This is a genomic window from Microcoleus sp. PH2017_12_PCY_D_A, from assembly GCF_020738565.1.
Taxonomy (GTDB): Bacteria; Cyanobacteriota; Cyanobacteriia; order Cyanobacteriales; family Microcoleaceae; genus Microcoleus.
In genome coordinates this window covers 54,026-60,025 of record NZ_JAEQCI010000067.1, presented here as the reverse complement: position 1 = coordinate 60,025, position 6,000 = coordinate 54,026, and the positions used below count along the sequence as shown (strand labels likewise).

Below are 6,000 nucleotides of genomic sequence, written 5' to 3'. Positions count from 1 at the left end.
GCTAACACTGCATAATTTCAGCCCAAAAGCGTTTGGCTTCCAAGTTTTCACAACTGATAAAAAAATCCGACCCACATCTGCGGAATGTGGGTTATAATTACGATTGTTCTTAAAATTAAAATACCCACACTTCAACCCATGCTATTTTTTTATTGTTCTAAGGTACGTAGTTGCGCTTGGGCGCTCTTTGGAAGCATCTCATTTTTGTAAAAAGTGCTACAACAAAGGTGCGTCAGTTTTGATAATTTGCTCGGCGCTTGTGGGCTGGTGACTGACGCACCCTACGGTGAAAGTCAGTAGTAGGGTGCCCCGGAAGCGAGTTATTTTTGGGTGATGAGAATTTAAGAGCTGACGCACCTTACAGCTACAACTAAGGTGCGTCAGTTTTGATGATTTAGCAATTACTGCGGGGGTCAGAAACCGGGTTTTTTTACGAAAATCCTTCGCTGTAGTCCGCAGATTAGATAAAAAACCCGGTTTCTTTGTCGGGAGTGCGTCAGTTTTGATAATTTGCTCGGCGCTTGTGGGTGGGTGACTGACGCACCCTACATTTTAGCCTTTCACTACTTGCCGAATTTCTTGCCAGAGCGATCGATATTGCCCAATCCCCGCATCCCCGAAAGGTAGCAGAAAGTCGCTAGCAGCAAGAATCTTAGCCTCGGGCAACAACACGGGATTACTGCGAACATCTGTCGGCAAATCCTCCGGTTTCATACCGACAATTATCGGCGAACTAGCCTTAGCCAGCAAAGATAATTGAGGCGCAATCTGAGGCTGCAAGCAAAAATTAATCCATTTTTCCCCTAACGAAACTGGCTTTTTTGATGCGGGTTGTACCCACAAATCCGTCCAAAGTGCAGTTCCCGAAGCGGGAATTACTACAGCAATATCGCTTTGAGTTTGCAGCAGCGGTAGTACGTCGGCCGAGGAACCTACTGCCAACCAAGTATCGCCTAAAATTAACGGTTGCAAGTAAGAATCGGAACTGTAAAGCTTAGCTTGCGCGTGCAAATTTGCGAGTTCTTTTTTGAGGTTTGGGACTTTATCTAATTGCTGCGTATTGTAAGATTTTCCGAGTTTTTTTAATGTTAAACCGATAACTTCTCTCGCGCTATCGGGTAGCGAAATTCGATCGCGCAATTCCACTCGCCACAAGTCACTCCAATCAGTAGGAGTCCACCCCAAAGCCTTAAATTTGTCGGTTCGATAGGCAATTACCGTACTTCCCCAGCGGTAAGGTGCAGCCCAAACTTGACCTTTAGCATCTAATTGGCCGTCAGCGTTGCGTCTGACGAGTTTTTGCCATCTTTCGGGCAATTGCGACCAATTAGCAATTTTAGCAGGATCGATCGGCTGAATCAATTTTTGCCGAATTGCCACAGTCAGCCAATAATCGCCCAACATCACCAAGTCAGCTTGATTTTTGGCTTCCGGCGTCCGTTTCCACTCCTGCAAAAGGGCGAATAATTCTTTTAATTGCCCTTCCTGAGTTACCTGTAACTGCGGAGACGGTTGTAAATCGCGGCTAAATTTGCTTGCGAGTTGGGCCGGAATACCGTTTTTGAGCGATCGAATTTTGAGAGTGGGTTTCGAGTCGCAACCTGCCGCCAATTGACTTAAAGTTAGGGTGGCTGCGCCCAATAGCAAAGACCTTCGTTTCACCTGTGAATCCGCTTTTCTAAATATTGACCGATGTTTTGTGTTCTGCGACCCGGGAAATAATTGTTTGTCGAGTCCGGTAGTCCGCACCGATTTGTCTTATTTCTTTTTCCAACACAGAGCCATTGTACTCGCTTCTGCTGCGATCGGACTCGGTGCTACTCTTGCCGTCAACTTAACGCCTCGTTTGTGAGCTCCAAATTGCTTTGGGGTAGTTTCGCCGGTCTTGGCGGGCGATCGCCTGTATCTGTGTTACATTCCTTAATATAACGAAACCGCAAAAGCACAGCACTCTGCCGTTCGATGACGCTTTTTCCACAACCGAAGCGAAAAATCCCTTTTAAATCCGCGACAGTTTAATAACTAAAAAACCCGGTTGCTGCCTCCATAACAATCTCACATCGAAAAATGGAAAATTGACTGCCGAGTCAATCTCACTCTCCTGGAGAGACTCCCACTCTCAGACACCGAGTTTTTGTTTAACTCTGATTGAAGGTTTGAACGCAGCATGGGAGCTAACAAATAACAAATAACAAACCTCGTTTCAGCATCCAAGAAAATCTAAAATCTAAAATCTAAAATCCTCAAGCTGAGTATCTCAACCTACAGTCAGGATTTGAAACACAACAATTACGTCAAAAATTAAATAATTTAGTGATAAATCCCACTTATGTAAAGATTTCCCTAATATGTAAAGATATAAGTTACTATCCCGAGGATGACTGCATGGAAGCGCTACGCCAGCAAGTTACAGTATTGAGCCAACAAGTCGATGCCTTGTACAAACTCATAGAAAACCTCAATGAAAAGTTATTGGAGTCCGCAAAAGAGACGAAGCTAGCTCAGCAGCATAGGGACGATCGCTCCCTGAGGGCAGGAAATTACAAAACCTCCCCCTATCAAAGCTACAGCAATATCGACGGCATCCTCGAACACAAAGACATACTGTTAGATGACAGCTACTTTGACAAGAATTCTCAAAGCCTGGAAAAAGAGCTGAGTTCCGAGATTCAAATCCAGCGCCTAACAGCTCAGCTAACAGCAGCTTACAATCGAATTGCTGCCTTGGAAGAACAGTTGCTCGCCAAAAGAATGCACTCGCAACAGGTAGGCGGAGGCGGGTCTAATTAAATATTGCTGCTGGCGATCGGCATTAAATAGAGAGAAAAAATACAACTTCCCTTGCTTTATGCTCGTCTACTTATAGAGTCATTGAATAGAGTGTTTTTGTCTCGCACGATTCACAGTAGGAATACTGCATCAAAGCGAGATATTGTGTAGAATGTTCTGTAAATCTGAAAGCAAAAATGCTACAGAAAATGATATAATTATTCAGCCCAAACGAAGCTAATTGAGCAGCACAACCAGGTTCGCAGCTCGATCGCACATCTGAATTTTTCATATTTAATCCCTCAGATTCCGAGACGCACGGAAAACGAAAAACCCGGTTTTACTGTTGAATTTCACAGCGCGAGGCTAGGGCTTCTACAGCTTGCAGCAGTTGGGTTGGAGTCCAATTTGCAGTCAAGCCGCTGGCGATCGCGCACGCACCCGCACCGACACCTTCTTTAACATACCCGCGATCGTAAGCTTGCAGTTGCGGGTAGCGAGAACTCGCAAAACTTAGCTGTGCAGCCAACAGAGGCACACCGCCGATCTCTGACGCGAGTCCTGCGGTGTCCCCTGTGGGGTCTTCAGCCACCCAGCGCGTAGTCCCCACCGCGACTTGTTCGGGACGCCATAACAGAGCATATTCGCGGGCTAGGGCTTGCATCAAAGCGTACACTGCCAGCATTTGCGTGCCACCAGCCAAGAGTACCCCGCAAGTCCGACTCGCGGCGATCGCCATTGCGGCCACCGCTATCTGCATCGGATCGCCCACCGCCGCCACCAAATCCAGGGGAGTGCTATTTTTTATGCCAATTTCCCACCCAGCATTATTGAGTCCCGCTGTCACCGCAGCCAATTTTTGAGCGTGATTGCAGGTAGGGTGAGAACTGTTAACCTTACCCGCCGCTGCAATACCTAAACCCATTAACACGCCCAAAGCAGTAGTCGTGCCACCAACTACGCACTCCCCTAAAATCAAATAACTGCCATTAGTTTGGGCCGCCAATTTAGCTCCCCAAATTAACCCTTGTTCCAGCAAATGTTTGACTGTTTCTAGTTCCAAAGCATTCCCCGAAGTAAGACACTTTGCCGCAGTACCGCCCAAATCAATGGCAGGTACGGGAGGTGGCAGGGGTAAACCAGCATTAAACAGGTAAAGCGGAATTTCCAAAGCTTCGACTACAGCGCGAGATATTAGTACCGGCGATGCACCGGCTTCTAGGGGCGGCAAGGGATACTGCGGCGACGGTTGGGGGCCGTTGTACAAAAATTCTGCATCGGCCAAACAAGTAAATTGTCGATCGCGCGGGGTTGCTCCTGCTGCGGAAATCCCCGGAATTAAGCCAGTTGCGGTGAATCCTAACACGCAGGCAAATATCGGTTTTTGTCCCCGATGGCGATCGAGCCACCGTTGGCCCTGTTCAATTTCTGTATAAACATGAATCATAATTAGTCAGTAGTCAGTAGTCAGTAGTCATTAGTTATTAGTTATTCGTCATTAGTCATGGGGAATTGGTAATGAAGAATTGGTAATTGCCGGAAAAACTAGAAAGAGGCAAAGCGGATAATTTGATTTTTTTCCTTCCCTCAACATCCATTTGTTAAATCTGTTACAAAATCCTTCTTCCCTCTTCCTTATTCCTTCTTCCTAATGACTAATGACTAATGACTAATGACTAATGACTTCCGATTACTCCTCATAATCGATTAAAACTTGCACCCAGCGCGGCGGCCGCGGAATCGGATTTCCCAAACGATCTAACAGCAGCAAAGCTACTAAATGCACTACAAATAAATAGACAATATTGTTAACCAAAATCATCCCGGCGGCGATCGCCCCAATTGTACTCAAACTCGGCACGCTCAGCCAGCCCAGCTTCACAAACACCCATTCCACAATCTCCGTTACCTGGGCGGTTACATAAACCCACAGATCTTGACCCACCAAAGCTGACAGCAGCCAAAACTTAAAAAAGAAGCCGACAGCACCAATTACCGCCCCCACAGTAATAGAGACAGACCAACTCGCTTTGCGCCGCCAAAGTCCTCCCAGCGCAACTCCCATAATTCCAAAAGGAATCACGTATAAAATGCTCCGCGTTGGGCCCATCAGTACAGACAGCAGCAAACCGGAAACCAAAGCTGACATCCAAGCGGCTCTGTTGCCCCAACGCAGGTAAACTAGGGCAATGGGCACCGGGAAAAACACCCGCAGCAACGGGCCCAGCGGAAAGTAATAATTTATCAGCCAAATCAAGCTAGCGGTACTTGCCAAAAATGCCGTTTCTACGAGCCTCAAAGGAGCTTCTCCAGCGGCGGGCGTCCGGGGAGCGGGATTTTTGCGATCGCCCGCCATTGCTGAAAAAGTGGCGGTTTGCGGCTCATTATTGGTGCTGGGTGAACTGCCCGAATTAGACGCGGCATCTGCTGACAAAAAATCACTCATCCGATTTTAGATTTTAGATTTTAGATTTTAGATTTTAGATTTTAGGGGACTTGCGTGCTACACGTCTGATTCCCGATTTCCCGATTTTAGATTTTAGGTTTGAGATTTTACGAGACTGGCAAGCCATAAGATTGATTTCCGGTTTCACTGTTTGGATGCCTCGCCACCAAATTTAATATTGTTACCAGAAACCGGGCTTAAGTACAGACGCCAGTCTTATTTTAGATTGATGTTCTCAGGAAAATTTTGGGCCGGATCATTTTTGGGCTTTGACTTCCTGAATTACAAATACCGAACAAGATGCGTGGTGAACAACATAATTGCTAACACTCCCGAGGAAAGCTTCTGTAAGCCCCGTGCGGCCCCGCCTCCCGACTATTATTAAATCTGCGCCCCAATTTTGGGCGCGATCGCAGATACAATGCCCCGGATCTCCGTCCATTTTGCAGTCAAATTCCACCTGCAATCCTTGTTTGGCTGCAACCTCGCTATAATTTTTCAGCAAATCCTCAGACTGTTTTACCTCCCTTTCCAGCAGCAAACGTTGAGCTTGATAAGTTTGATCCATTAACTGGACATTCATGCCCAAATCTACGGGAATTGGCACTGCCGCCTCGCCGAGGGAGTTGACAGTAACGCAGTGAAATAGCATCATCTGGGCGCGATCGATCGACGCTAGTTCTAAGGCTTGACTGAAGACGCGGTGACCTAGATCGGAATCATCTACGGCGGCGAAAATTTTCTTAAAACTCACAGCTTTACCTCCGGCGCGCAATCATCATTAG

At 46.8% G+C, this 6,000-nt stretch carries 6 protein-coding genes; 2 read left to right on the top strand and 4 right to left on the bottom strand.

What is annotated here, in order from left to right:
* Nucleotides 1–552 precede the first annotated feature (552 nt).
* Nucleotides 553–1,662 carry an extracellular solute-binding protein gene (locus tag JGK39_RS20105; protein WP_293249141.1) on the bottom strand — a complete coding sequence of 370 codons (1,110 nt, stop codon included), beginning with the start codon at nucleotides 1,660–1,662 and terminating at the stop codon, nucleotides 553–555.
* Between the two features lie 64 nt (nucleotides 1,663–1,726).
* Here JGK39_RS20105 and JGK39_RS20100 point away from each other — a divergent pair, with 64 nt between their 5' ends.
* Complete coding sequence (locus JGK39_RS20100) at nucleotides 1,727–1,852, top strand: hypothetical protein (protein ID WP_293249138.1); 126 nt, start codon at nucleotides 1,727–1,729, stop codon at nucleotides 1,850–1,852.
* 533 nt (nucleotides 1,853–2,385) lie between these two features.
* Nucleotides 2,386–2,790 carry a hypothetical protein gene (locus JGK39_RS20095; protein ID WP_293249135.1) on the top strand — a complete coding sequence of 135 codons (405 nt, stop codon included), beginning with the start codon at nucleotides 2,386–2,388 and terminating at the stop codon, nucleotides 2,788–2,790.
* 319 nt (nucleotides 2,791–3,109) lie between these two features.
* On the opposite strand, the gene cobT is transcribed toward JGK39_RS20095, so the two are convergent.
* From cobT to JGK39_RS20080, 3 genes are all read right to left on the bottom strand, one after another.
* Nucleotides 3,110–4,216 carry a nicotinate mononucleotide-dependent phosphoribosyltransferase CobT gene (gene cobT, locus JGK39_RS20090; protein WP_293249132.1) on the bottom strand — a complete coding sequence of 369 codons (1,107 nt, stop codon included), beginning with the start codon at nucleotides 4,214–4,216 and terminating at the stop codon, nucleotides 3,110–3,112.
* A gap of 243 nt (nucleotides 4,217–4,459) precedes the next feature.
* A complete protein-coding gene (locus JGK39_RS20085; RefSeq protein WP_293249129.1) occupies nucleotides 4,460–5,215 on the bottom strand; it encodes a DUF2232 domain-containing protein in 756 nt (251 codons plus the stop codon).
* A gap of 256 nt (nucleotides 5,216–5,471) precedes the next feature.
* Nucleotides 5,472–5,969, bottom strand: a complete 498-nt coding sequence (locus tag JGK39_RS20080) for a universal stress protein (protein WP_293249126.1) — start codon at nucleotides 5,967–5,969, stop codon at nucleotides 5,472–5,474.
* Between the last annotated feature and the right edge of the window lie 31 nt (nucleotides 5,970–6,000).